Here is a 26,138-nt window from a genome sequence, read left to right on the forward strand (position 1 = left end):
AGGGACGATGCGCGGGTCCCGGACACGCGCGGCCGTGCGCCGCGCGCTCGCCGCAGGTGCCGTCGCGGCGACGGCGGCGGGCATCGCACCGGCGGCGCTGGCCGCGCCGGACGGCGCGCCGACCGTCGGCTCCGGCACCGCTGTCGGCACGGTCGAGTCCGCTCCCATCGCGATGGTCCGCCCGCAGCAATCCCTGACCAGCGTGGTCTCCGTCGAGAACCTTGCGGCCACCCCGATCGACGGGGCGCGCGTCCTGCTGCGGCTCACGCGCGACCCGCTCGAGGATCGCGCCGCGCTCGCCGCCTACCTCGACGGCGGGTCCGCGACGATGGTGACGGTGGGAACCGCGGACGTCGGCACGCCCACGGTCACGAGCGAGGCCGGCGGCGGTCCCGCCACGGTGAACCGCCTCGCGGGGACGTCGTCGGCGACTGTGTCGGTGACGTCGCAGCAGAAGCGCCTGCCGTTCGAGGAGGACACCTGGGCGGTGCACGGCGTCCAGGTGGTGCTGCGCACCGACGCCGGCGACTCGACCCTGATGACCGGCGCCGTCACGTGGGTCGACGCCACCATGCCCGAGCTGTCGCTCGCCACCGTCGCGACCGCCTCGGGACTGAGCGCCCAGGTGCGCTCGATCGCCGCCGCGACCGACGTCGACGGCGTCACCCTCGCGATCGATCCGACGGCGATGTCGGACCTCGGCACCGACACGCTCGACCTGTCCGACCGGTCGGTGATGCGGCTCCCGGCCGAGGATCCCGACCTCGTGTCGCTCGCGCACGCGGAGGACACCGCGCTGCTGGACTTCGCTCTCGACAGCACGGTCGGCACCGGCGCGAGCGCGCTCGACGAGTCGTCGTGGCTCGCGATCGTCGAGACCGCCGACCGCTCCACCGCCCGCCTCGCCGCGACCAGCGGCGCGGGGGCCATGCTCGTCACCGGTCGCGCGGACCTCGAGAGCGACCGCGTCACCCCCGCCGTCAAGACCACCCGTGCGGCGGGGACGTCGCTGTCGCTGCTCAGGCCCGACGGCACGCTGTCCTCGTACGTCACGGCACCCGGTGGCGCCGCGGCCGGCACCGTCGGCGCCGCGGTCGCCGCCGGCGCGCTCACCGCCGCCCAGACGGTCGCGCCGGTGCTCGTGTGGACGGGCGACGCCTGGTCGCCGTCGGGCAGCGGAGACGCCGCCGCCCTCACCGCGCTGATGAACGCGCCGTTCGTCGACGCGCTCACGGTGGAGGACCTCACCCGCGACCCTTCGACGCGGACGTCGCTGCGGAACAAGCGGGATGCCGCGAACGACCTGGACGCCAGCACGATGGCCGGGCTCACCTCGCGCCTCGCTGACCTCACCGAGCTGAGCGCCGTCGCCGAGGATCCGGCCACCATCCTCGATCCCGGGGGGCGCACCCTGCTGTCGCCGCTCGCCCGCGCGATCCGAGGCGACACGGTGCAGCGCGAGCTGCGCGTGGCGTCCTCGACCACCGCCGTCGACGAGACGCTGAGCGCGCTGCACGTCGCGGCGGGCTCGGACGTCAACTTCATCGCCGATCAGGGCAGCCTCCCGGTGACGGTGGTGAACGACCTCGACGTCGACGCCACCGTGGTGGTCGACATGACGTCCTTCTCCCCGAACCTGCAGATCCGGGAGTCGCCTACTGTCACCATCCCGGCGCGGTCGTCGAAGACCGTCCCCGTCGACGTGTCGGCGGTGTCCTCCGCCAACGTCCGGGCCATCACCGTGCTGCGCAACGCTGACGGCGTCGCGATCGCGGATCCCGTCAGCATGAGCGTGCGCGTGCGTGCCGACTGGGGCACGGCGGTCACCGCGGTCTTCACCGCGGGACTGGTGGTGCTGCTCGTCATGGGCGTGATCCGCACGGTCCGCCGCGGACGCAAGGAGACGCGCACCACCCGCGTCGGCGGCGGTGGCGACGAGACCGGCCCCAGCGACACCGACACGGACGCGGAGGACTGACGTGGCCGACGACGCCGGCATGCAGCCCGCCGCGGACGGACCCGCGCAGCCGCGGGTCCGCTCGCTCGGGCGGAACACGCTCGTGATGGCGTCAGGCACCTTCGTGTCGCGGGGCCTCGGCTTCATCCGCAACGCGATGCTCGTCGGAGCGATCGGCGCGACCGGCATCGCCGCGAACGCGTACGACGTCGCGAACAAGATCCCCAACACCCTCTACGCGATCGTGGCGGCGGGCGTCCTCAACGCCGTCCTGGTGCCGCAGATCGTGCGGGCGTTCCGGCGTCCCGACGGCAAGCGCACCGTCGACCGCATCGTCACGCTCGGCGTGTTCGGCTCGCTTGGACTGTCGATCCTCTTCACGCTCGCCGCGCCCGTGTTCGTCGCGATCTACACCCAGGGCTGGGACCAGCCGCAACGCGACCTCGCGATCGCGTTCGCGTTCTGGTGCATCCCGCAGCTCTTCTTCTACAGCGTCTACACGATCCTCGGCCAGGTGCTCAACGCGCGCGAGCAGTTCGGCCCCTACATGTGGGCACCGGTGCTCAACAACGTCGTCTCGATCGCCGGGCTCGCGGCGTTCCTGGCGATGTACGGAGGCTATGCGGCGCACGCGGGTGAGTTCGACGATCCCTCGTGGTGGACGGCGAACCCCACGTGGCTCATCGCGGGCACCGCCACGCTGGGCATCGCGGCTCAGGCGCTGATCCTCATCTGGCCGCTCGCGCGCGGCGGGTACCGGTGGAGCCCGGTGTGGCGCGGGCCGAAGGGCGAGCTGTCGGGCGTGACCACCGTCGCGGGATGGGCCCTGGGCGCGGTGCTGCTCGACCAGGTCGGCGTGGTGGTCGCGACGCGCATCGCGAGCGAGGCCGGCGCCGTGGGCAGCGACCTGGGCAACGAGGTGATCGCCGGCAACGCCGCGTACTTCAACGCGATGATGCTGTACCTGCTGCCGCACTCGCTGATCATCGTGTCGCTCATCACGGCGCTCGCCACCACCATGTCGCGCCACGCGGCGGCCCGCGACACCGCCGCCCTGCGAGGCACCGTGCAGCGCGGCATGCGCGTCGTCACGGTGTTCGGGCTGTGGGCCACCGCGGTCCTGGTCGCCCTCGCGCCCGCGATCGTCCGGCTCGCGCTGCCCACGGCCGACGACGCAGAGGTGCGGTCCATCGCGTACGTGCTCATGGCCCTCGCGCTCGGTGGCGTCCCGCTCGCGCTGCTCGGCGTGTTCAAGAACGTGTTCTTCGCGCTCGAGGACGCGAAGGCCGTCTTCTACATCCAGATCCCCGTCACCGTCGCGTGGGTGGGCGGCATGCTGGCGTTCCAGCAGGCCCTGGACCCCTATTGGTGGACCGCGGGCGTCGCGCTCGCCCTCAGCATCTCCAACGTCATCGGCGTGCTGCTGCGCGGCGGGGCCGTGCGCGCACGGGTCGGCAGCCTGGCCATCCGCTCGTACACCGCGCTCGCCGTGCGCGCCCTCCTTGCCGCCGCCCTGTCCGGGGTGGTCGGCTGGTCCCTGCTGCGCTTCATCCCCGCCGCGGATCAGGGCGACCGTATGCAGTCGCTGCTCGTGGCGATCGGCGCGCTGGTGGTCCTCATCCCGCTCATGGGGCTGCTCTACTGGGCGGTCCTGCGGGTGCTCCGCGTGCCCGAGGCGAGCGAGCTCATCGCTCCCCTCACCCGCCGTCTGAAGCGCAACGTACGATAGGTGCGGAGCGACGTTCGGGGGTAGGGATCAGGTGAGAGCGGGCACGGTCCTGGGTGCGCGTTTCACCCTGCTGCGTGAGGTCGACCACGACATCCCCGGCATCGAGAGATACCTCGCGGATGACTCGCGCCTGGGCAGGCGCACCGTCATCGACGTGGTGCGCACCGGCGAGGACGCGGCCATCCGCAAGGAGGCGATGCGGGCCGCGCGCCTGCGCGATCCGCGCCTCGCACGCATCGTCGTGACGGGCCGGGAGACGGTGGACGATGCCCCGGTCACCTTCGTCGCCGTGGAGCACGTCCCCGGCGCCTCTCTGGCAGACGTCCTCGCGCGACACCGGGTCGACCCTCGCCGCTCGGTCGCGATCGTCGGCGGCGCCGCGCGCGCCCTCGCGGTCGGCCGCGCCTCGGGCCTCACCCACGGCTACGTGCGCCCGTCCTGCATCACGGTGACGACGCGCGGCCGGGTGGTGGTCGCGGGGCTCGGCGTCGACGGCGAGGCGGCGGCGCAGGCCGGACTCATCGGGGAGCCGAGCGAGGCCCAGGACGCCCGCAGCCTCGCCCTCATCCTGGTGCGGGCCCTCACCGGCCTCGACCCGGAGGAGGCGACCGCGGACGACCTCCCGGACGGGCTCGCGCCGGGTGCGCGTTCCCTCGCGGTCGCGACCCTGCGCGGCGCGGGACCGACCACGATCGCCGAGGTGGTCGCCGCGCTCTCCGCCGCGGACTCGCGCGCGCTCGTCGGCTTCGACACCAGCGTGGACACGCTGCCTCTCACCCCTCGCCTCGAGCGGGAGGAGGCGGAGCGCGCCGCACGCGAGCAGGCCGAGGAGCAGAGACGCCTCGAGGAGGAGCGTGCGGCCGCACGCGCGCTCGTCGAGGCCGGCACCCTGGTCGCCGCCCGTTCGGCCGCCGAGGAGGCGCGCGCATCCGAGCTCGCGTCGGGCGATCCCCACGCCCAGGTCCGCGTCGCTCTCGAGGAGTACGAGGCCCAGGAGGCCGCGACCCAGGAGCTCGCGGTCGCGCGCGCGATCGCGGAGGAGCGGGAGCGGGCCGTCGCGGAGGGTCGCGCGGTGCCCGCCCCACCCGAGGCGGCGGACCGGCACGAGGCCGCGTTCGACACTCTCGAGATCATGGTGGCCGAGCAGAACCTGGTGCGGGAGCAGGGCACCTGGGAGCTCGTGCTCGAGGCGCTGCACCGCCGGTGGCCCGCCTCCGAGGGCATCGCGCGGTCGCTGCGCCGCGCGCGCGAGCGCGCCAACAGCGGTGGACCGCTCAACGGCAGCCGCGTGGTGCTCACGGTCGCCGTCGCCGGCGTGGTGCTCGCGGTGATGGTGGCCCTCGCGTGGCTCGCGTCACCGCTCGGGGACGACATCGTCATCGAGCAGGACCCCTCGGGCATCCCGAACCCGGCCGTGACCGCCACCCTGAACCCGTCCCCCGATCCGCAAGGGTGAGCGCACCGAACACCCCTCGGCGACGCCGGGAACACACGCCCCCTACCATCTGTTCATAGATTCGCCGCCCCGCCCTCCCGGGCCGGGCCCCACCTTCAACTGAGGAACAACCGTGAGCGACACCCGCAACGTCATCATCGTCGGATCCGGTCCTGCCGGGTACACGGCCGCCATCTATGCCGCACGCGCGGGCTTCCACCCGCTGGTCATCGCGGGCTCCGTCACGGCCGGGGGCGCGTTGATGAACACCACCGAGGTGGAGAACTTCCCCGGCTTCGTCGAGGGCATCCAGGGTCCGGAGCTGATGGAGACCCTGCAGGCGCAGGCCGAGCGCTTCGGCGCCGAGGTGATGTTCGACGACGTCACCGCGCTCGAGCTCGACGGCGCCGTGAAGAAGGTCACCACCGGCATGAGCGGCGAGTTCACCGCGCATGCGGTGATCCTGGCGATGGGCTCGGCCTACCGTGAGCTCGGTCTGGACGACGAGAAGCGCCTGTCGGGCAAGGGTGTGTCCTGGTGCGCCACGTGCGACGGCTTCTTCTTCCGCGACCAGGAGGTGGTCGTGGTCGGCGGCGGCGACTCCGCCGTCGAGGAGGCCACGTTCCTCACCCGCTTCGCGTCCAAGGTGTACCTGGTGCACCGCCGCGACGAGCTGCGCGCCTCGAAGATCATGGCCGACAGGGCCATGAACGACCCCAAGATCGAGTTCGTGTGGAACTCCGAGGTGATCGGGCTCGACGGCGACGCCAAGCTCTCCGGCGTCCAGGTGCGCAACCGCGTCACCGGCGAGGAGTCCACGCTGGCCGCGACGGGCCTGTTCGTCGCGATCGGCCACGAGCCCCGCTCCGAGCTGGTCAAGGGCGCCGTCGACACCGACGAGGCCGGCTACGTCCTCGTGCAGGGCCGCACCACCGCGACCAACATCGACGGCGTGTTCGCCTGCGGCGACCTCGTGGACAACCGCTACCGCCAGGCCATCACGGCCGCCGGCTCGGGCTGCTCCGCCGCCCTCGACGCCCAGCACTTCATCGACGCCCTCCACGCCGCATCGTCCACCGCGGAGGCGCCCGGGACGCCCGCCGAGGCCCCCGCCGCGGAGCTGCCCACCACGCCCGTCCCCGCGACCGTGGACTCGTTCCAGGCCGAGGTGCTCCAGTCGGACGTCCCCGTGGTGGTCGACTTCTGGGCGACCTGGTGCGGGCCGTGCCGCGCCGTGGCGCCGCTCCTCGACGAGCTCGCCGAGGAGTACGCCGGCCGCCTCAAGGTGGTCAAGGTCGACACCGACGCCAACCCCCAGCTCGCGATGGCCTACGGCGTCACCTCGATCCCGACCATGAGCTTCTTCAAGGGCGGCGAGGTCGTGAAGTCGGTCGTGGGCGCACGCCCGAAGCCCGCCCTCGCCGCGCTGTTCGACGAGGTCATCGCCTGACCCGACCCGCGCATCGTCTCCTGCCACGGGGGTCCAGCCGCATGACGGCTGGACCCCCGTGCGTCTGACAGACTGACCGCATGAGCGACGGCACGCCTACCCCTCGCGAGGGAACCCGCCTCGACCCCTGGTTCGGGTCGTACGCGCAGCGCGCACACCAGATGCGCGCGTCCGAGATCCGCGCGCTGTTCGCCGTCGCCAGCCGCCCCGAGGTGGTCTCGCTCGCCGGCGGCATGCCGTTCATCGGCGGCCTCCCTCTCGAGGAGCTCGGCGACATGACCCGCAGGATCCTCGTCGAGCACGGCGAGGTCGCGCTCCAGTACGGCTCCGGGCAGGGCGACGTGACCCTGCGCGAGAAGGTCCTCGACGTCATGGCGCTCGAGGGCATCAGCGCGCATCCGGACGATGTGGTGGTGACCACGGGTTCGCAGCAGGCGCTCGACCTGGTGACCAAGATCTTCATCGACCCGGGCGACGTGATCGTGGCGGAGGCTCCGTCCTACGTGGGTGCGCTCGGCGTGTTCCGTGCGCACGAGGCCGAGGTGGTCCACGTGCCCATGGATGCGCACGGGCTGATCCCGGAGGCGCTCGAGGCCACCCTCGCGCGGCTGCAGGCGGCCGGCAGGCGGGTGAAGTTCCTCTACACGGTGCCGAACTTCCACAACCCCGGCGGCGTGACGCTGTCGCTCGGGCGACGCCCCCAGGTGCTCGAGATCTGCCAGCGGTACGGCGTGCTCGTGCTCGAGGACAACCCCTACGGTCTCCTCGGCTTCGACACCGAGCCCCTGCCCGCGATGCGGTCGATGAGCCCCGAAGGCGTCATCTACCTGGGATCATTCTCCAAGACCTTCGCGCCGGGCTATCGCGTGGGCTGGGCCGTCGCCCCGCACGCGGTGCGCGAGAAGCTGGTGCTGGCATCGGAGGCGGCGATCCTGTCGCCGTCCAACGCCTCCCAGATGGCCATCGCCACCTACCTCGAGCACTTCGACTGGCAGGGCCAGATCAAGAAGTTCCAGGTCCAGTACCGTGACCGTCGCGACGCGATGATCTCCGCGCTCGGCGAGCACATCCCCGAGGCGTCGTGGAACGTCCCCGACGGCGGCTTCTACGTGTGGGTCAAGCTGCCCGACGGGCTGGACGCCAAGTCCATGCTGCCGCGCGCCATCACCGCGCGCGTGGCCTACGTGTCCGGCAGCGCCTTCTACTTCGACGGCTCGGGCACCGACCACATGCGACTGTCGTACTGCTTCCCCACCCCCGAGCGCATCCGTGAGGGAGTCCGCAGGCTGGCGACGGTGGTGGATGCGGAGCTCGAGACCGTCCGGATCTTCGGCACCTCGGGAGGCGGTCGCGGCGATGCGGTCGACTTCCCGTCGCCCGACCTGTACTGACGAAGGGAACGTCATGCACGCACTCATCCTCGCCGGCGGCCTGTCGCACGAGCGCGACGTTTCGATCCGCAGCGGACGCCGGGTCCAGGACGCCCTGCGTGGCAAGATCGACAAGGTCTCTTTGCTCGACGTTGATACCGAGTTGATCCCGACATTGCGCTCAGGACACGTCGACGTGGTCTGGCCGCTCCTCCACGGCGCCACCGGCGAGGACGGCTCCCTTCAGGCGCTGCTCGAGCTCATGGGAGTGCCCTATGTCGGCACCACCTCGGGTGCATCACGGGTCGCCTGGAACAAGGCGGTCGCGAAGGCCGTCATGGGACGCGCCGGGATCGACACGCCCGAGCACGTCACGCTCCCGCAGTCGCTGTTCCGGGAGGTGGGCGCCGAGCAGGTGCTCGACACCATCGTCGCCCGGTTCGGGCTGCCGGTGGTCGTCAAGCCCGCACGGGGCGGTTCGGCGCTCGGCGTGTCCGTCGTGAGGGATCGCGCCGACCTCGCTCGCGCGATGGTCCATTGCTTCGCGTACGGCGACATCGCGCTCGTCGAGCGGTTCATCGAGGGCACCGAGGTCGCGATGAGCGTCCTCGGCACCGGGGACGAGGCCCGGGTGCTGCCCGCCGTCGAGACCGTGACGGACGGCGCCTACGACTACGACGCCCGCTACAACCCCGGGCGGGTCGAGTACTTCGCGCCGGCACGCCTCAGCGACGCCCAGGCGGCAAAGGCCGCCCAGACGGCGCTCGCCGTGCACCGATCGATGGACCTGCGCGACCTCTCACGCATCGATATCATCCTCGACCGCGACGGTCACGCTCAGGTGATCGACATCAACATCGCACCCGGAATGACGGAGACGTCCCTGTTCCCGCAGGCCGCCGAGGCCGCGAGCCTCGACCTCGGCGAGGTCTACGGCGAGCTGGTGCTGGGCGCCGCCCGGCGCGGAGCCGACGCCTAGAAGCCACCGCCAGACCAGCATCGTTCCTGGTAGATCACCTACTCTGAGAAGACTCCCGGGTCCTGGGGATCGATCATCGCGACGATCCGGTTGAGGTCGTCCACCGTCGCGAAGTCGATGGTGATGGATCCCTTGGTGCGCCCGAGCTTGACCTTCACGCGCGTGTCGAAGCGATCTCCCAGGCGCCCTCCCAGGTCGTCGAGCGCGGGCGTGCGCGCGCCGGCGCGCACCGCACCCCGGCGAGGCTTGGGGGTGTCCACTCCGAGCGCGACGGCCTCCTCGGTGGCGCGCACGGACAGGCCCTCGGCGACGATGCGCGTCGCGAGGTGCTCCATCTGCTCGGGTGTCTCGAGGCCCAGGAGCGCACGCGCGTGCCCGGCGCTGAGCACACCCGCGGCCACGCGTCGCTGCACCGTCGCAGGCAGGCGCAGGAGACGCAGCGTGTTGGAGATCTGCGGACGCGAACGGGAGATCCGCGACGCGAGCTCCTCGTGGGTGATCTCGAAGTCTTCCAGCAGCTGCTGGTAGGCGGCTGCCTCCTCCAGCGGGTTGAGCTGGCTGCGGTGCAGGTTCTCCACGAGCGCGTCGCGAAGCATGTCGACGTCGTCCGTCTCGCGCACGATCGCCGGCACCTCGGTGAGGCCGGCCTCCTTGGACGCGCGCAGGCGGCGCTCACCCATGATGAGCTCGAAGCCCTCACCCGCCGGGTTGGGCCGCACCACGATGGGCTGAAGGACGCCGATCTCCTTGATGGAGCCCACCAGCTCGGCGAGCTCGTCCTCGTCGAAGACGGTGCGGGGCTGACGCGGGTTCGGGACCACAGCATGGGGGTCGATGTGCGCGAATCGCGCGCCGGGCACGGGTACGAGCTCACCGTCCTCGGAGACCTCCGTGATCGTCGGCAACGCGGCGGTCGAGGTGTCGGAGAAGAAGAGATCGCGGGGACGCTCGCCGCTGGGCGCCTCGGGCTCGGTCGGGATCAGCGCGCCCAGGCCTCGGCCCAGTCCCCTCTTCGCCTTGCTCACTGCTTCTCCGATCCCGCGGCGCCGCGCACCGCGATGTCACGTGCGATCGCCGTGTAGGCGACCGCTCCCGACGAATGCGGGTCGTGGGTGATGACGGTCTGGCCGAATCCGGGAGCCTCGGACACCCGCACCGAACGGGGCACGGTCTGCTCGAGCGTCTGAGTCGGGAAGTGCGAGCGCACCTCCGACGCGACCTCGCGCGCGAGGTTCGTGCGGCCGTCGTACATGGTGAGCACGATCGTCGACACGTGGATCCCCTGGTTGAGATGCTTGCGCACCATCTCGACGGTCTTCATCAGCTGCGTGAGTCCCTCGAGCGCGTAGTACTCGCATTGGATGGGGATGAGCACCTCGGTGGCGACGACCATCGCGTTCAGCGTGAGGAGCCCCAGGCTGGGTGGGCAGTCGATGAAGACGTAGTCAAGATTCTTGCCCGGACCCTCCAGCAGCGCGTTCACCGCATCGTGGAGGCGGAACTCGCGGCGCACCACTGAGACGAGCTCGATGTCCGCGCCGGCCAGGTCGATAGTCGCGGGCACGCACCAGAGCGTGTCGATGTCCGGGCAACGCTGCGCGACCTTGTTCATCGGGACATCGTCGAGCAGGACGTCGTAGATCGACGGCGTGCCGGAGCGGTGCTCCACCCCGAGTGCCGTCGACGCGTTGCCCTGGGGATCGGCGTCGATGACGAGCACGTTCGCACCGCGCTTCGCAAGCGCGGCCGCGACGTTGACCGAGGTGGTGGTCTTCCCCACCCCGCCCTTCTGATTGGAGACCGCGATGACCCGGGTACGCGGCGGACGGGGGAAGGGCGACTCCTCGAGCTCGCGCCGATGACGCTCGGTGGCCATCATCTGCGCCGCGAGGGGGCTGCCGTGGTCCTCGGCCAGGCCGTCGAACGGGTCGGATGTTTCACGTGAAACAGAGGGGAGGGTGCTCGACGTCTCGTCGTCGGTCACGTTCGATTGCTGCGTCTGATCGGTCGACACGCAGTTCCCTTCTTGTTGTGTCGCGGCGAGCCGATCGGGCCGCGCGACGCGCCATGTTTCACGTGAAACGTGGCCCCTGACACACACGCTCCCGCCGTCGGCAGCGAGGCGGGAGGTCCTTCCCAGAGGTCACGACTCTACCGCAGAGACACGTGACGGCAACAGACGGACGGGAGTCGACGTGGGGCTCACTTGAAGGCGAGACACTCCATGACACTTGTGGAGAACCGGGCCTGCCGGGGTGGTTTCCCGCACGAATCCGTGTGGATAGGCCTGTGGACGTCAGCTGTGGGAAAGTACCACGACGGTCGTGGGCTCGACCCCGTCGACGGTGCCAGCAGAGTGGATCTCGCCCGTGAGGTGCTGCTTGCGGAGCGTGTACTTGGCGCGCTCCAGCTCGTCGGGCGCGCTGCGGCCCTTGAGCAGGACGAAGCGTCCATGGTCGCTGAGCAGAGGTCGGCACCACTTCACCAGCTTGTCGATCGCAGCCACCGCGCGTGCCGTGATGACGTCGGCCTCCACGGACTCCGCCACCTCCTCCGCACGTCCACGAAGAATCTGCACATTGTCGATGCCACACTCTCGCGCCGCCTCGAACAGCCACTGGGTCCTGCGCTCCATCGGCTCGATCAGGACGTAGTCACGATCCGGGTCCATGGCGGCGAGTACCAGACCGGGCAGGCCGGCGCCCGACCCTACGTCCGCGACGCGCCCCTCCCCCAGGAATGGGAACAGCGCCGCGGAGTTGAGGATGTGACGCTCCCAAAGCCGTCCCACCTCGCGAGGACCGATGAGGCCACGTTCGACGCCCTGGTCGCGCAGCATGTCTGCGAAGGCAAGCACGCGCGGATAGGAGTCACCGAAGTACTCGCGCACGGCGACGGAACCGTCCAGCGGATCCTGCTCTCGGGCCTCGTCTGTCATCGATGTTTCACGTGAAACGTCAGGCGGGAAGGACCACGACGTACCGCTGCGGGTCCTCGCCCTCGGACTCCGACGACAGGCCTGCCTCGAGCACCACGTCGTGGACCACCTTGCGCTCGAACGCGTTCATCGCGGGAAGCGAGACGCGAGCGCCCGACTCTCGCACCTTCGCGATCGCCTCGCGCGCCTGCTCGGCCAGACGCTCACGGCGTCCGGTCCGGAAGTCGGCGATGTCGAGCATGAGGCGGCTGACCTCGCCGGTGTCGGACTGCACGGCGAGGCGGGTCAGGTCCTGCAGTGCCTCGAGCACCTCGCCGTCCGGACCGACCAGGCGCTTGAGATCCTGGCTAGGGCCGTCCGCGACGATGGCGACCTTGGCGCGTCCGGCCTCGACGGAGATGTCGATGTCGCCGTCCATGTCGAGGATGTCGAGCAGCTCCTCGAGGAAGTCCGCGGCGACGTCGCCCTCGGCCTCGAGCTTCTTGATGTTGTCGGTCATGACTCGTCCTTGGTGTCGTCGGCCGGCAGGGCCTGCGGCTTGCTGCCGCCACGGTTCTTGCGCTTGGGCTGCTGACGCTGGCCCGATCGCTTGCTCTCGTCCTCGATCGCGGGCGCCTGTTCGATCACCACCGCGCTCGGGTCCTCGCCGCGGCGCGCGGCCTTGCGGGCGGCCTTGGCGGCGAGACGCTCCTGGTGCTGACGCTCCGCCTCGGACCCGGGCGTCGGGTTGTTGCGGATGACGTAGAACTGCTGACCGAAGGTCCAGATGTTCGTCGTGGTCCAGTAGATGAGGACACCCACCGGGAAGTTCGGACCGGTGATGACGAAGATGAACGGCAGCGCGTACATGAGGATCTTCTGCTGCTGCGCCATCGGGCCCTCGAGCGCCGAGGCCGGCAGGTTCTTGCGCGTGAGCTGGTGCTGCGTGAGGAAGGTGGTCGTCACCATGGCGACGATCAGCACCGCGGACACGATCTTGGCGGACATGCCCTCGGAGTTGAAGAACGTCTCGTTGAGATGCGCGCCGAAGAAGGTCGCGTTGGCGGCCTGGTCGATCAGGTCCTGCGACAGCAGACCGATGGGACCGGCGTCGCCGCCGAGGTTGTAGTTGAGCACACGGAAGAGCGCGAAGAAGATGGGCGCCTGGATGAGCATCGGCAGGCACGAGGCGAACGGGTTCGTCTTGTGCTTGGAGTACAGCTCCATGGTCTCGCGGCTCATGGCCTCGCGCGACGCCTGGTCCTTCTTGCCCTTGTACTTGTCCTGGACCTTCTTGAGGTCCGGCGCGATCAGCTGCATCGCGCGCGATGCCTTGATCTGCTTGACGAACAGCGGGATGAGGGCCGCACGGATGGTCACCACGAGGCCCACGATCGCCAGCGCCCAGGTGATGCCGGAGGTCGGGTCCAGGCCGATGAAGGCCCAGATCTGGTGCCAGATCACCACGATGTTGGCGACCACCCACTCGAGCGGGTAGAGCAGAGTGTCCACTGTTGTCCTTAGGTCAGCCGGGCAGAGGTCGATTGGTTGAGCATCGCGGCATTGTTCCGTGTGAGGCGAAACAGACGCTCGCCTTTCTCCGGGACGTCATCGACGCCGCCGTTGCTCCAGGGGTTGCAGCGCAGCACCCGCCACGCCGCGAGGCCGGTACCCACGAACGCGCCGTGCACCTGGATCGCCTCGATCGCGAAGTGCGAGCACGTCGGGTGGTACTTGCAGCGCGGCCCCGTCAGAGGGGAGATCCCCAGCTGGTACCCGCGGATGGCGCCGGTCAGCGCGCGTCCGGCGACGCTCATCGCGTCGCCTTCGCGAGGGCATGACGAAGCGCCCCGTCCACGTCGGACGCGAGGTCCTCGAACGGGGCGTCGGCGGCAGGCGGCAGGGCGCGGATCACGACGGAGGTGCCGGCCGGCAGGTCGTGGAGGCGCGTCGACATGATCGCGCGCAGGCGTCGCTTGACGCGGTTGCGGACCACGGCACCTCCTACCGCCTTAGAAACAGCGAAACCGGCCATGCGCGAGGCATCGCCGGTGAGCGCTACGTGCACCACGAGGGTGCGCCGACCGCTTCGAGCCCCCGATCGCATCACGGACCGGAAGTCCGCGGACGATCGCAGGCGCGCGCCGGCCGGCAGCAACCTCAGGCCGAGAGCTTGCCGCGGCCCTTGCGACGGCGCGAGGCCAGGATGGAACGTCCGGCACGCGTACGCATACGCAGACGGAAGCCGTGCGTCTTGGCACGCTTGCGGTTGTTCGGCTGGAAAGTCCGCTTGCTCACGGGTCACTCCACAGGTTTCAGGGCATGGTCAAATCAGCGCACTAACGTTACGCGTAACCCTGGACAAGGGTCAAATCGCGTCGGCCGTCTTGGGGCGCGCTCCTGAACAGGATAGGCTCCACCATCACGGCCGGACACCAGGTGACCGACACGCGGACACGCGGTAACGAACCGGTGACGGGCCATGCACCGACTGTGAGAAACGCTGTGGAAACTACTTGGGGGTGACGGCCAGTGGCGGCAGAGCCTGCCTCGGAGTCGATCGACGCAGTGTGGCGGTCCGCCCTCGACGTCCTTGCCGATGATGGAGCGCTGAGCGCGCAGAACCGCTCGTTCCTCCGGCTGGTCAAGCCGCTCGCGGTGGTCGAGGACAACGTGTTCCTCGCCGTCGCCGAGGACTTCACCAAGAACTATGTGGAGACCACGCTGCGCGGCTCGGTGACCGAGGCGCTCAGCGAGGTGCTCGGCCGCGACGTCCGCATCGCGGTGACGGTGGACGCGTCCGTCTCCCCTCCGGAGCCCAGCGACGAGTCCTCCGAGGAGACGCCTCGCGCGCCGATGCGCCGTCCGCAGCCCGAGCCCAAGCCTGTGGTCGAGGACCCGCACCTCAACCCGCGCTACACGTTCGACACCTTCGTCATCGGCCCGTCGAACAGGTTCGCGCATGCCGCAGCCCTCGCCGTCGCCGAATCCCCTGGTAAGACCTACAACCCGCTGTTCATCTACGGCGGTTCGGGACTGGGCAAGACCCACCTGCTGCACGCGATCGGCCACTACACGCGCCATCTCAAGCCGCAGACCCGCGTGAGGTACGTGAACTCCGAGGAGTTCACCAACGACTTCATCAACTCGATCCGTGACGACCGTTCGCTCAGCTTCAAGCGCACGTACCGTGAGGTCGACGTCCTCCTCATCGACGACATCCAGTTCCTGCAGGGCAAGGAGCAGACGCTCGAGGAGTTCTTCCACACGTTCAACGCGCTGCACAACGCCGGCAAGCACGTGGTCATCACCTCGGACGTGAGCCCGCGCTATCTCGACGGCATCGAGGAGCGCATGAGGACCCGCTTCGAGTGGGGCCTCATGACGGATGTCCAGCCGCCGGACCTCGAGACCCGTGTCGCGATCCTTCGCAAGAAGGCGGCCGCGGACGCGGTCAACGCGCCGTCGGACGTGCTCGAATACATCGCGTCGAACATCACGAGCAACATCCGCGAGCTCGAGGGCGCGCTCATCCGCGTCACGGCCTTCGCCGCGCTCAACAGACAGCCGGTCGACCTCTCCCTCGCCCAGGTGGTGCTCAAGGACCTCATCTCGGACGACGACTCCGAGATCACCGCGGCCTCGATCATCGGCAAGACGGCCGAGTACTTCGGCATCTCGATCGAGGACCTCACGGGCACCAGCCGCTCGCGTGTGTTCGTGACGGCGCGTCAGATCGCGATGTATCTCTGCCGGCAGCTCACCGACCTGTCGCTGCCGAAGATCGGCGAGCACTTCGGCGGCAAGGACCATACGACGGTCATGTACGCGGTCAAGAAGGTCGAGGACCAGATCGCGCAGCGCCGCCAGATGTACAACCAGGTCAACGAGATCCACGCGCGCATCAAGCAGTCGCGCGCCTGAGAGCCTCCTGACGAACGATTCGGCCCCTTCCGAGCCCCGAGAGGCGCGGGAGGGGCCGAATCGTTGTCTGAGCGTCGTCGCCGTGCGAAGGGACGATGCGGCGGTCGCCGGGCTCTCGCGGGGCACCGGGCGGTCCGTGCCCCGTGAGCCCGCCGGCGGCCCCGCCGTGACCGTGGCGCGTCCGCGTACGAGCCCGGGCGGACGCGCTCTCCTGACGACTCCTGGACAACGATTCGGGCCGTTCTGCGGCGCTGACCCGCGACGGGCGCGGAGAAGGGCCGATTCGTGCGTCAGGACGCGCTCAGCCGGCGTGCACGCGCCACGGGGCCGCGGAGGTTCGCCGCGCCTCACGGGCCGGGTGCCGGTCTCATGCCCCCCTGACGAAGGAATCGGCCCGCCGCCGCGCGGCGGGCCTCGTCGCCCGCCAAAGGCGTGCGAAACGTTCGTCAGAAGCGGTCGTGACAGCCGCATCGTCCCGACACGCGCCGCCGACACGCCGGTCATCGGTCGAATTCGACGCTGGGAAGGCCTCAGATCCCCGTTCGCTCACAATTGTGGAAAAGTCTGTGGATGCCCGTGGATGACGTGCTCCGTCCACAGGGGACGCGTTGTGAAGAAACGGTGACCAGCTGTGGTCGACGTCGGAGCCGTCCCGCCACGAATCACAGGTTCGGGGTGTTCCGCCCCCAACCCGCTCACAGGTCGATTCATGTGATTTCCAGCACGAATGACAAGAATCCACAGAATCCACGGGCCCTAATACGACTACGAGTCCATCTTCTTGGAGTTGTCCACACGACCTTCATCTCGCTCCGCGCCTCGAGGTCCCCGCGCCGCCCCGATCCGCCTACCGACGAGGTCGGACCCGTGGCATAGTCTGTGCTCGACACCTGAGGAGCAAGCATGAAGTTCACCGTCGAGCGCGACGTTCTGGCAGACGCCGTCGCATGGACGTCGCGTGCCGTGCCGGCGCGCCCCCCGGTCCCCGTTCTCGCCGGTGTCCGCATCACCGCGGACGCCGAGGGACTGGTGCGCCTGGCCAGCTTCGACTACGAGGTCTCCGCCCGCGGCGAGTTCCCGGCGGACGTCGAGCAGGCGGGCGAGGTGCTGGTCAGCGGTCGCCTGCTGCGTGAGATCGCGAACGCGCTGCCCCACAAGCCGGTGCAGCTGTCGCTCGAGGGCACCAAGGTGTCCGTCACCTGCGGCGCCTCCCGCTTCACCCTCGCCACCATGCCCGTGGACCAGTACCCGTCGCTGCCCGAGCTGCCCGAGCACTCCGGCACCATCGACGGCGCGACCCTGCAGCAGGCCGTCGCCCAGGTGACCTCCGCGGCGTCGCGTGACGAGACCCTGCCGATCCTGACCGGCGTCCGTGTCGAGATCGAGGGCTCCCACATCTCCCTCCTCGCGACCGACCGTTACCGGCTGTCCCTGCGCGAGCTCGAGTGGAACCCGTCGCAGCCGGATATCAGCGCGGTCGCGCTGGTCCGCGCCAAGACGCTGTCCGACACGGCGAAGTCCCTGGGTTCGGGCGAGGTCACCGTCGCGCTGAGCTCCGGGCAGGGCATGGACCTCATCGGCTTCGAGGCCGGCGGCCTCGTCACCACGTCCCTGCTCATGGACGGCGACTACCCGCAGGTCCGTCGCCTCTTCCCCGAGTCGAGCCCCATCACGGCGACCGTCCGCACGCAGGACCTCATCGACGCGACGCGTCGCGTCGCGCTGGTCGCCGAGCGCAACTCCTCGGTGAGGCTCGCGTTCGCGGACGGCGAGGTCACCCTCGACGCCGGCCAGTCGGATGACGCGCAGGCGTCGGAGGCGCTCACCGCGCACCTCCACGGCGACTCGATCACCGTCGCGTTCAACCCGCAGTACCTGCTCGACGGACTCACGGCGCTGGGCACGGACTTCGTGCAGCTCGGCTTCACGCAGGAGACCAAGCCGGTCGAGTTCGTCGGCCTGTCGGAGCCCGGCGGCGACGTCGCGGCCGACTTCCGCTACCTGCTGGTGCCCATCCGCATCGCCTCCTAGTGCGCGTCACCCACGTCCAGCTCGCCGACTTCCGCTCGTACCCCGAGGCAGACGTCGAGCTCGGACCGGGCGTCACCACGTTCGTCGGTCGCAACGGCCAGGGCAAGACCAACCTGGTCGAGGCGATCCGGTACCTCTCGGTGCTGGGTTCCCACCGGGTCGCGACCGACGCGCCTCTCATCCGGTTCGGCGCCGAGCGTGCCGTGGTGCGCGCGAAGGTGGAGAAGGGCGGCCGGTCGCTCGGCCTCGAGGTGACGCTGCAGAACGCACGCGCTAACACCGCGCGGCTCAATCGGGGCGCGGCCCGTCCGCGTGACCTCGTGGGGATCCTCAGGACGGTGCTGTTCGCGCCGGAGGATCTCGCGCTGGTCAAGGGCGATCCCTCGGGCCGGCGCGCGTTCCTCGACGAGCTCTGCGTCGCCCTGCAGCCCGCCCTCGCGGGCGACCTGTCCGACTACGACCGGGTGCTGCGTCAGCGCACCTCGATGCTCAAGACGTCCCGGAACGCTCGTGGCGATCTCACGATGCTCGACATCTGGGACGAGAAGCTCGCGGAGCTGGGCGGGCGCATCATGGCGGCGCGGCTCCGCGCGGTCGCCGCCCTCGCGCCGCACGTCGCCGCGGCGTACCAGGACGTTGCACCGGATGGCGGGGACTGCGCGATCTCGTACGCGACCTCCCTGGCAGATCAGCCTCCGGGCGATGCACCGGCGATCGCCGCGCTGCTCCTCGAGCGGCTGCGCGAGGTCCGTCCCAAGGAGCTCGACCGCGGCGTCACGCTGGCCGGCCCCCACCGCGACGACCTCGAGATCCGCCTGGGCGGGATGCCCGCGAAGGGGTACGCCAGCCACGGCGAGTCGTGGTCCTGCGCGCTCGCGCTGAGGGTGGGAACCTACGACCTGCTCACCTCCGAGGCGGGTCCCGACTCCGACGCGGACGGCGAACCCGTCCTGATCCTCGACGACGTGTTCGCGGAGCTCGATTCCGGCCGGCGTGCGGCTCTCGCGGCCCGGCTCGAGCGAGCCAGCCAGGTGCTCATCACCGCCGCCGTCGCGGAGGACGTGCCCGCGGCGCTGGCGGGCCGGATCATCCCCGTGGTCAAGGGGCGTGTGGGCGATGAGTGAGAACACCAGGGACGATGCTCTCGCCGGCGAGGGTGCCGACGGCCAGGACCCGCTGGTTCCCGGGGACGCGGCGCGGCTCGCGCGCGAGGCGATGGAGCGTGCGCGGCAGGCGGCGCGTCAGCGTGGCGCGACCCGGTCCAGCGCGAAGCGGGGACGCAAGCAGCGCGAGGAGGCCAGGCGGGCGACCCAGCCGTACACGAACGGCCGCGACCCGCAGCCCATGGGCGATGCGGTCGCCTCGTTGCTGCGACGGATGGGCTGGACCGAGCAGATCGAGGTCTCGTCGGTGACCGGGCGTTGGCGCGAGGTGATCGGCGACCGCATCGCCGATCATTGCGAGCCGCTCGGCTTCGACGAGGGAGTCCTCACCGTCAAGGCGAGCTCGACCGCGTGGGCGACGCAGCTGCAGATGATGGCCGGTCAGATCCGGCACCGCATCAACGAGGAGTTCGGCCGCGAGATCGTCACCGAGCTCAAGGTGCTCGGACCTACCGCGAGGTCGTGGACCAAGGGTCCGCGCTCGGTGAAGGGACGCGGACCGCGCGACACGTACGGGTGACTCGGCAGGGTGACCCGGCCCGCGCATCGTCCCGTGGCCTCGACATATCGGGCACGGTGTGACAAAGCACACACCCCCTCAAATGTCACTTAATGCCACAACTCGCCTACCCTTGTTCCGGCAACGGGGCCGGAGGCGTGCTGGGGGCGCCTTCGGTGCCCGCAGGTCGCGCCGCTGGAGAGCCGAGGGGGACGCTCCGGCGGCGTGATCCCGCCGATCGCCTCGAGAGCGGGTCCTCGACTTGTGCTGAATGGCCTGTGAATCGCGCCAGATGGGCCCTCTGGGCCACTAGAATGGGCCGAGATAGGACGGGACTTGTGCAAAGTCCCGTCAGCGGCTTGAAAGGCGAATCTGTGGCGAATAGCGAGGAGCGGGCTGTCGAGCCCGCCTACGGCGCCGAGAACATCACCGTCCTGGAGGGCCTCGAAGCCGTCCGCAAGCGCCCGGGCATGTACATCGGGTCGACGGGTGAGCGCGGTCTCCACCATCTGGTCTACGAGGTCGTCGACAACTCCGTCGACGAGGCGCTCGCCGGCTACTGCGACACCATCACGGTGACGCTGCAGGCGGACGGCGGCGTCAAGGTCCAGGACAACGGTCGCGGCATCCCCGTCGACATGCACCCGACGGAGAAGAAGCCCACCGTCGAGGTGGTCATGACCATCCTCCACGCCGGCGGAAAGTTCGGCGGCGGCGGCTACGCGGTCTCCGGCGGCCTGCACGGCGTCGGCATCTCCGTGGTGAACGCGCTGTCCTACAAGGTCGAGACCGAGGTCCGCCGCCAGGGACATGTGTGGCGCCAGAGCTTCGCCGAGGGCGGCAAGCCGCAGGGCACCCTGGTCAAGGGCGAGGCCACCGAGGCCACCGGCACCCAGCAGACGTTCTGGGCCGACCCGCTGATCTTCGAGACCACCGACTACGACTACGAGACTCTGCGCGCCCGCTTCCAGCAGATGGCGTTCCTCAACAAGGGCCTCTCCATCACGCTGATCGACGAGCGTCCCGAGCACATCGCGGCGGAGGACGATGCCGAGGCCGAGGAGGCGCCCACGTCGCGGGCCGTGACGTACAAGTACGACGGCGGCCTGGTCGACTATGTCGCGCACCTCAACTCCGCCAAGAAGGCGGAGCTGGTCCACGCCGAGGTCATCTCGCTCGACTCCGAGGACACCGAGAAGAAGATCTCGCTCGAGATGGCCATGCAGTGGACGTCCGCGTACTCGGAGTCGGTGTTCACCTACGCGAACACCATCTCGACCACCGAGGGCGGCACCCACGAGGAGGGCTTCCGTGCGGCGCTCACCACGCTGGTGAACAAGTACGCCCGCGAGAAGGCGATCCTCAAGGACAAGGACGACAACCTCACGGGCGACGACGTCCGCGAGGGGCTCACGGCCGTCATCTCGGTCAAGCTGGGCGAGCCGCAGTTCGAGGGCCAGACCAAGACCAAGCTGGGCAACACCGAGGCCAAGACGTTCGTGCAGCGCGTGGTCAACGAGCAGCTCACGGACTGGTTCGACGCCCACCCGAACGAGGCGAAGGACATCATCCGCAAGGCGCTGCAGGCCTCGCAGGCGCGCATCGCCGCCCGCAAGGCGCGCGAGGCGACCCGCCGCAAGGGACTGCTCGAGTCCGGCGGCATGCCCGGCAAGCTGTCGGACTGCCAGAGCCGCAACCCCTCCGAGTGCGAGATCTTCATCGTCGAGGGCGACTCCGCCGGCGGCTCCGCCAAGGCCGGCCGTGAACCGTACAACCAGGCGATCATGCCCATCCGCGGCAAGATCCTCAACGTCGAGCGCGTGCGCCTCGACCGCGCCCTGTCCAACCAGGAGGTCCAGGGCCTCATCACCGCGTTCGGCGCGGGCATGGGCGAGGACTTCGACATCTCGAAGGCGCGCTATCACAAGATCGTGCTGATGGCCGATGCCGACGTCGACGGCCAGCACATCCGCACCCTGCTGCTCACCCTGCTGTTCCGCTACATGCGACCCCTGATCGAGGCCGGCTACGTCTACCTGGCGCAGCCGCCGCTGTTCAAGATCAAGTGGACCAACGCGGACCACGAGTACGTGTACTCGGACCGCGAGCGTGACGCGGTCCTCAAGGACGGCCTCGCCAACGGCAAGCGCATCCCCAAGGACAACGGGGTGCAGCGCTACAAGGGTCTGGGCGAGATGAACCACGAGGAGCTGCGGGTCACCACCATGGACCCCGCGACCCGCACCCTGCTCCAGGTCACCATGGATGACGCCGCGCAGGCCGACGAGATCTTCTCGGTCCTCATGGGCGAGGACGTCGAGTCCCGCCGCAGCTTCATCCAACGCAACGCGAAGGACGTGAGGTTCCTTGACATCTGAGACCCCCGAGATGGATCACGGCCGCATCGAGGCGGTCGACCTCAACACCGAGATGCAGCGGTCCTACCTGGACTACGCCATGTCGGTCATCGTGGGCCGCGCCCTCCCGGACGTCCGCGACGGGCTCAAGCCCGTGCATCGTCGCGTGCTCTACGCGATGTTCGACGGCGGCTACCGGCCCGACCGCGCGTTCTCGAAGTGCTCGCGCGTGGTGGGCGACGTCATGGGCAAGTACCACCCGCACGGTGACTCGGCCATCTACGACGCCATCGTCCGCATGGTCCAGCCGTGGTCGCTGCGCTACCCGCTGATCGCGGGCCAGGGCAACTTCGGCTCCGCGGGCAACGACGGCGCCGCGGCCTCGCGATACACCGAGTGCAAGATGGCGCCGCTGGCCATGGAGATGGTCCGCGACATCGACAAGGACACCGTCGAGTTCGAGGACAACTACGACGGCCGCGAGCAGGAGCCCACCATCCTGCCCGCGCGCTTCCCCAACCTGCTCGCGAACGGCTCCGCCGGCATCGCGGTCGGCATGGCGACCAACATCCCGCCGCACAACCTCCGCGAGCTCGCCGAGGGCGTGCAGTGGCACCTCGACCACCCGGACGCCTCCCGCGAGGAGCTGCTCGAAGCGCTCATCGCCCGCATCCCGGGCCCCGACTTCCCCACCGGAGCGACCATCCTGGGCCGCAAGGGCATCGAGGACGCGTACCGGACGGGTCGCGGCCTCATCACCATGCGTGCCGTGGTCAACATCGAGGAGATCCAGGGCCGCATGTGCCTGGTGATCACCGAGCTGCCGTACCAGGTCAACCCCGACAACCTCGCGATCAAGATCGCGGACCTGGTCAAGGACGGCAAGGTCTCCGGCATCGCGGACATCCGCGACCAGACGTCGGGCCGCACGGGCCAGCGCCTCGAGATCGTGCTCAAGCGCGACGCCGTCGCCAAGGTGGTCCTCAACAACCTGTACAAGCACACGCAGCTGCAGGAGACGTTCGGCGCGAACATGCTGGCGATCGTCGACGGCGTGCCGCGCACTCTCTCGCTGGACGGGTTCATCCGCCACTGGACCACGCACCAGCTCGAGGTCATCCAGCGCCGCACCGCGTACCGCCTGCGGGAGGCGGAGCGCGAGGCCCACATCTTGCAGGGCTACCTCAAGGCGCTCGACGCGCTCGACGAGGTCATCGCCCTCATCCGCCGCTCCCCCTCCGCGGACGAGGCCCGCGTGGGCCTCATGGAGCTGCTCGACGTCGACGAGGTCCAGGCGACCGCGATCCTCAACCTCCAGCTGCGCCGCCTCGCGGCCCTGGAGCGCCAGAAGATCACGGACGACTACAACGCCCTCATGGTCGAGATCACCGACCTGCGCGACATCCTCGCCAACGAGCAGCGCCAGCGCACCATCATCTCGGAGGAGCTCGCCGAGATCGTGCGCAAGTACGGGGACGACCGCCGGACGGTCATCCACCCGTTCGAGGGCGATGTGTCGATCGAGGACCTCATCGCCGAGGAGGAGATGGTGGTCACCATCACCCGCGGCGGCTACGTCAAGCGCACCCGTTCCGACCAGTACCGCGCCCAGAAGCGCGGCGGCAAGGGCGTGCGCGGCGCGACCCTGCGCAACGACGACGTGGTGGAGCACTTCTTCGTCACCACCACCCACCACTGGCTGCTGTTCTTCACCAACCTGGGCCGCGTGTACCGCGCGAAGGCGTACGAGCTTCCCGAGGGCGGCCGCGACTCCAAGGGCCAGCACGTGGCGAACATGCTCGCGTTCCAGCCGGGCGAGGAGATCGCCCAGGTCCTGGACCTGCGCAGCTACGAGGACGCCGACTACCTGGTGCTCGCCACCAAGCGCGGCCTGGTGAAGAAGACGGAGCTCAAGGCCTACGACTCCAACCGCACCGGCGGCCTCATCGCGATCAACCTGCGCGAGGTCGAGTCCGAGGACGGCGAGCTCAAGGCCGACGAGCTGGTCTCCGCACGCCTCGCGAACTACGAGGACGACCTCATGCTGGTCTCCCGCCTCGGCCAGTCGCTCCGCTTCAACGCCAAGGATGAGGAGCTGCGCCCCATGGGCCGCGCCACCTCGGGCGTCAAGGGCATGAGCTTCCGCGGTGACGACGAGCTGCTCGCGATGGACGTCATCCTCGCCGGCACCGCGGTGGCCGGGGACGATGCCGACGTCGAGACGGACGCGGAGGCCGCCGAGGAGGAGGTCACCGTCTCCGACGGACCGTTCTCCTTCGTGGTCACCCGTCACGGCTACGCCAAGCGCACCAGCGCCTCGGCGTGGAGCCCCAAGCACCGCGGCGGCCTGGGCGTGAAGGTCGCGACCCTCACCGAGGAGCGCGGCGACCTGGTGGGCGCCATGCTGGTCGAGGACACCGACGAGGTCCTGGTCATCATGGAGTCCGGCAAGGTGGTGCGTTCCGCCGTCGCCGAGGTCCCCGTCAAGGGCAAGAACTCGATGGGCGTCATCTTCGCCAAGCCGGCGAAGGGCGACCGCATCATCGGCATCGCCCGCAACGTCGAGCGCAACCTCGACGGCGACGAGCCTCTCGAGGGCGAGGACGCGGAGACCGTCGAGGGTGAGGTCGAGCCCGCCGTCGAGGCCGGCGCCGACGCGAGCGAGGCGCCGGAGGCTCCCGCCGCGGAGTGATCCGTGCAGCGGAAGGGCCGGTCGCGACCGCGACCGGCCCTTCCTGCGTCTCCGGGGCCAACACGCGCCTATCCTCGGGTGATGAGCACGTTGACGTGGCGGCCGGACATCCTCGACGGATACGAGGCGGCGGACCTGGGCGCTCCCGCGGTCGCGCCGTCCGGCCGCGCCGACGGCGCGCTGACCCGCACCCTGATCCGCCGGGTCGCGGTGCCCGAGGCGCCTCGCGCGGTGGCCGTGATCGTGCATGGCTACAACGACTACTTCTTCGCCACCCACCTGGCGGACGAGCTCGCGGCCGCGGGCTGCGCGGCCTACGCGGTCGACATGCGTCGAGCCGGCCGTTCGCTCCAGCCCGGCAACCAGCCGCACCACATCGCGCACATCGACGAGCTGGGGGACGACATCGCTGACGCGGCGACGGCCGCGCGGGACGATGCCCTGGCCCGGGGCCTGGGCGACCTCCCCTTGGTGGTCCACGCCCATTCGACCGGCGGGCTCGCGGCGGCGGTGTGGGCGAGCGACCGCCCGGATGCCGCCTTGGCTGCGCTGGTGCTCGACGGGCCGTTCTTCGGGCTCGCGCTCACCGCAGGTCAGCGCGCGCTCATGCGGGCCGTGCCGGTGCTCGCCCGGGCGCGGTCGCGCATGGTGATCGACCCGGCACGATCCCCGTACACCGCGGGCCTGCTCGAGCGCGGCTGGGAGTTCGACGTCACCTGGAAGCGACCCGAGGGTGTGGGCGCGACCGCGGGGTGGCTCGCGGCGACCCGGGCGGCCCAGGCCCGCGCCGCAGGGGGCCTGGACATCCGGGTGCCCGTCCTCCTCGTCTCGTCCGACTCGACCGGGCCCGACCGTCTCGACAACCCGCTTCACGCGAGCCAGGACACCGTGGTGGATGTGGCCGCGACCGCGCGCGCGGCGACGCGGCTGGGGGCGCAGGTCGAGCCCGTGATCATCGCCGGAGCGCTCCACGACGCCGCCCTCAGCGCCGCGGGCCCGCGTGCACGCTACTTCGAGACGCTTCGGGACTTCCTCGGATCAGCGCTCCAGCAGGGTCACGAACCCCCTGGTAACGTCCGCACCAGGGGGTGACCATGGGTGCGGGGTTCGTGCTGACCGGGCTGCTGCTCGCGCTGACCCTGACCGCGGCGGCGATCCTGCGGTGGTCCGCCAAGCCGTGGCACGCGGTGGGGCTCGCCGCGGCCGCCATGGCGACCACCGTCACCGTCTCGCTCACCGGGGCGTTCGCCGCGCCGCCCACCGGGCCCGGCGAGGCGCTGCTCACCGCGACGGCGGAGGAGCCCCAGCCCGAGGACGGCGACGAATACTTCTTCACCGCCCGGTCGGGCCCGGTGCCGATCCCGATGCCGGACGCGTGGCTGGCGGTCGCGGGCGACGGCGTCCATGCATCGGTCCCCTGGCCCGTCGACACCGGCGGCGCGGTGGTCACGGAGGGGGTGCCCACCGCCGTGGGGCTCGACACGGAGGTGCTCGCCGACTACTACGCGTCGATCGGCCAGCTCGACCGCGACGGCGACACGTTCCTGGTCGAGACTCGCTCGGGATGGACCGCCGAGGTCGAGCTCAGCGGCGGCGTCCTCACGGTCACCTTCCCCTGAGCCCGCCCACCTGGCG

Annotated in this window: 22 protein-coding genes; 14 read left to right on the plus strand and 8 right to left on the minus strand. The window is 70.1% G+C overall.

Features of this window, described 5'->3' with window-relative positions; genetic code table 11:
* Window positions 1–7 precede the first annotated feature (7 nt).
* From AOM01_RS05785 to AOM01_RS05810, 6 genes are all read left to right on the plus strand, one after another.
* Complete coding sequence (locus AOM01_RS05785; RefSeq protein ID WP_156155856.1) at window positions 8–1,978, plus strand: DUF6049 family protein; 1,971 nt, start codon at window positions 8–10, stop codon at window positions 1,976–1,978.
* 1 nt (window position 1,979) lies between these two features.
* Entirely contained in the window at window positions 1,980–3,686 is a 1,707-nt protein-coding gene (murJ, locus tag AOM01_RS05790; RefSeq protein WP_062290354.1) for a murein biosynthesis integral membrane protein MurJ, read from the plus strand.
* Window positions 3,687–3,717: 31 nt separating this feature from the next.
* Window positions 3,718–5,142: a protein kinase family protein gene (locus tag AOM01_RS05795; protein ID WP_062290357.1), complete on the plus strand. Its 1,425-nt coding sequence runs from the start codon at window positions 3,718–3,720 to the stop codon at window positions 5,140–5,142.
* 112 nt (window positions 5,143–5,254) lie between these two features.
* Window positions 5,255–6,571, plus strand: coding sequence for a thioredoxin-disulfide reductase (gene trxB, locus AOM01_RS05800; protein WP_062290359.1), 1,317 nt, complete (start codon window positions 5,255–5,257; stop codon window positions 6,569–6,571).
* Window positions 6,572–6,651: 80 nt separating this feature from the next.
* Window positions 6,652–7,962: an aminotransferase-like domain-containing protein gene (locus AOM01_RS05805; protein WP_062290362.1), complete on the plus strand. Its 1,311-nt coding sequence runs from the start codon at window positions 6,652–6,654 to the stop codon at window positions 7,960–7,962.
* A gap of 13 nt (window positions 7,963–7,975) precedes the next feature.
* Window positions 7,976–8,920, plus strand: a complete 945-nt coding sequence (locus tag AOM01_RS05810) for a D-alanine--D-alanine ligase family protein (RefSeq protein WP_228374226.1) — start codon at window positions 7,976–7,978, stop codon at window positions 8,918–8,920.
* 38 nt (window positions 8,921–8,958) lie between these two features.
* Here the strand turns inward: AOM01_RS05810 and AOM01_RS05815 are convergent, their stop codons facing one another.
* The 8 genes from AOM01_RS05815 to rpmH all read right to left on the minus strand — a co-directional run bounded on the left by AOM01_RS05815 (window position 8,959) and on the right by rpmH (window position 14,135).
* Window positions 8,959–9,945 carry a ParB/RepB/Spo0J family partition protein gene (locus AOM01_RS05815; RefSeq protein ID WP_062290369.1) on the minus strand — a complete coding sequence of 329 codons (987 nt, stop codon included), beginning with the start codon at window positions 9,943–9,945 and terminating at the stop codon, window positions 8,959–8,961.
* Window positions 9,942–10,904, minus strand: coding sequence for a ParA family protein (locus tag AOM01_RS05820; protein ID WP_369401542.1), 963 nt, complete (start codon window positions 10,902–10,904; stop codon window positions 9,942–9,944). Before AOM01_RS05820 ends, AOM01_RS05815 begins: the two co-directional genes overlap by 4 nt.
* A gap of 312 nt (window positions 10,905–11,216) precedes the next feature.
* Window positions 11,217–11,858 carry a 16S rRNA (guanine(527)-N(7))-methyltransferase RsmG gene (gene rsmG / locus AOM01_RS05825; RefSeq protein WP_062290372.1) on the minus strand — a complete coding sequence of 214 codons (642 nt, stop codon included), beginning with the start codon at window positions 11,856–11,858 and terminating at the stop codon, window positions 11,217–11,219.
* A gap of 19 nt (window positions 11,859–11,877) precedes the next feature.
* The gene (locus AOM01_RS05830) at window positions 11,878–12,357 is read right to left on the minus strand and encodes a Jag family protein (protein ID WP_062290375.1); all 480 of its coding nucleotides are present in this window, start codon (window positions 12,355–12,357) and stop codon (window positions 11,878–11,880) included.
* On the minus strand, window positions 12,354–13,349 hold the full coding sequence (yidC, locus tag AOM01_RS05835) for a membrane protein insertase YidC (RefSeq protein WP_062290378.1): 996 nt from the start codon (window positions 13,347–13,349) through the stop codon (window positions 12,354–12,356). The genes AOM01_RS05830 and yidC overlap by 4 nt, the downstream gene beginning before the upstream one ends.
* A gap of 8 nt (window positions 13,350–13,357) precedes the next feature.
* Complete coding sequence (gene yidD, locus AOM01_RS05840) at window positions 13,358–13,654, minus strand: membrane protein insertion efficiency factor YidD (protein WP_082110030.1); 297 nt, start codon at window positions 13,652–13,654, stop codon at window positions 13,358–13,360.
* The gene (gene rnpA, locus AOM01_RS05845) at window positions 13,651–13,995 is read right to left on the minus strand and encodes a ribonuclease P protein component (RefSeq protein WP_082110031.1); all 345 of its coding nucleotides are present in this window, start codon (window positions 13,993–13,995) and stop codon (window positions 13,651–13,653) included. Before rnpA ends, yidD begins: the two co-directional genes overlap by 4 nt.
* A gap of 2 nt (window positions 13,996–13,997) precedes the next feature.
* On the minus strand, window positions 13,998–14,135 hold the full coding sequence (gene rpmH / locus AOM01_RS14145; RefSeq protein ID WP_062204973.1) for a 50S ribosomal protein L34: 138 nt from the start codon (window positions 14,133–14,135) through the stop codon (window positions 13,998–14,000).
* 234 nt (window positions 14,136–14,369) lie between these two features.
* Here rpmH and dnaA point away from each other — a divergent pair, with 234 nt between their 5' ends.
* The 8 genes from dnaA to AOM01_RS05885 all read left to right on the plus strand — a co-directional run bounded on the left by dnaA (window position 14,370) and on the right by AOM01_RS05885 (window position 26,122).
* Window positions 14,370–15,761, plus strand: coding sequence for a chromosomal replication initiator protein DnaA (gene dnaA, locus AOM01_RS05850; RefSeq protein WP_062290380.1), 1,392 nt, complete (start codon window positions 14,370–14,372; stop codon window positions 15,759–15,761).
* A gap of 903 nt (window positions 15,762–16,664) precedes the next feature.
* Complete coding sequence (gene dnaN / locus AOM01_RS05855) at window positions 16,665–17,792, plus strand: DNA polymerase III subunit beta (RefSeq protein WP_062290383.1); 1,128 nt, start codon at window positions 16,665–16,667, stop codon at window positions 17,790–17,792.
* Window positions 17,792–18,916 (plus strand): DNA replication/repair protein RecF, encoded by a 1,125-nt coding sequence (recF, locus tag AOM01_RS05860; protein ID WP_062290386.1) that lies wholly within the window; start codon window positions 17,792–17,794, stop codon window positions 18,914–18,916. The genes dnaN and recF overlap by 1 nt, the downstream gene beginning before the upstream one ends.
* Window positions 18,909–19,475, plus strand: a complete 567-nt coding sequence (locus tag AOM01_RS05865) for a DciA family protein (protein ID WP_062290389.1) — start codon at window positions 18,909–18,911, stop codon at window positions 19,473–19,475. The genes recF and AOM01_RS05865 overlap by 8 nt, the downstream gene beginning before the upstream one ends.
* 293 nt (window positions 19,476–19,768) lie before the next feature.
* Window positions 19,769–21,832 carry a DNA topoisomerase (ATP-hydrolyzing) subunit B gene (gyrB, locus tag AOM01_RS05870; protein WP_082110032.1) on the plus strand — a complete coding sequence of 688 codons (2,064 nt, stop codon included), beginning with the start codon at window positions 19,769–19,771 and terminating at the stop codon, window positions 21,830–21,832.
* Window positions 21,833–21,842: 10 nt separating this feature from the next.
* Complete coding sequence (gyrA, locus tag AOM01_RS05875; protein WP_082110033.1) at window positions 21,843–24,503, plus strand: DNA gyrase subunit A; 2,661 nt, start codon at window positions 21,843–21,845, stop codon at window positions 24,501–24,503.
* A gap of 81 nt (window positions 24,504–24,584) precedes the next feature.
* Window positions 24,585–25,595, plus strand: coding sequence for an alpha/beta hydrolase (locus tag AOM01_RS05880; protein ID WP_228374227.1), 1,011 nt, complete (start codon window positions 24,585–24,587; stop codon window positions 25,593–25,595).
* 2 nt (window positions 25,596–25,597) lie between these two features.
* Window positions 25,598–26,122, plus strand: a complete 525-nt coding sequence (locus AOM01_RS05885; RefSeq protein WP_062290402.1) for a hypothetical protein — start codon at window positions 25,598–25,600, stop codon at window positions 26,120–26,122.
* Window positions 26,123–26,138: the final 16 nt, after the last annotated feature.

The organism is Demequina phytophila (assembly GCF_000971135.1).
Classification (GTDB): Bacteria; Actinomycetota; Actinomycetes; order Actinomycetales; family Demequinaceae; genus Demequina; species Demequina phytophila.